This window comes from Zhenhengia yiwuensis, from assembly GCF_014384995.1.
GTDB classification, from domain to species: domain Bacteria; phylum Bacillota; class Clostridia; order Lachnospirales; family Cellulosilyticaceae; genus Zhenhengia; species Zhenhengia yiwuensis.
In genome coordinates, this window is record NZ_JACRSY010000127.1 from 1 (window position 1) to 667 (window position 667).

1 protein-coding gene is annotated in these 667 nt (G+C 34.6%); it reads left to right on the plus strand.

Going from position 1 to position 667, the window contains the following annotated elements; genetic code table 11:
• Positions 1-317: hypothetical protein (locus tag H8718_RS21195; protein WP_249334881.1), on the plus strand; the 317-nt coding region annotated here is incomplete at its 5' end.
• Positions 318-667: the final 350 nt, after the last annotated feature.

Genomic DNA, 667 nt, shown 5'->3' on the forward strand with positions numbered 1-667 from the left:
AGGCTAGAACTTATATGAGTAGTGAGGAGATTAAATTTAATAATATGCGCAACAAAACTTATATGGTTAAATCAGATGAACAGCTACTTATTGAAGAATATCTTCCTCTAAATCAGCCTAAAGCGCAGTGGGGTTATATTACAAGTACAGCTATTTGTGATTATATATTCGAACAACATCAGAAGTCCATAAAGCCACGTGCTGTGGGAAGAGCTTTAACAGCATTAGGGTATGAACAGGAAAATACAACTAAAGATGGAGTGAAAGGTAGATACTATAAGTTTCCGTTTTTAGAGGGGTATAGCATCCCTTTTTAGGAACGTTATTGGAACGAAAAACTACATCATAATGTTCCGCCTGAACCCTTTGATTACTGGGGGCTGACGAGGTGTTGGAACGAAGAACATTAAAAATAAGAAAGAATAGAAAAAATATATATAATAAGGGACTAGGCCTGATTAAGAGAACCTTTAGGTTTTTTGTAACTTTCAACGTTCTTTGTTCTGCCTTAGAGCCTCAAAGGATTGGGGGATTATACTAATGTTCCACTAAACGTTCCGAGAAATAAAAGTGAAAGAATGACTTAATAGAAGTGTAGTAGTGTGGTAGAAAAATAAAAACTAATCTAAGAGAAGATTTAAACTAAAATGGAGGACTAAATGCTAAA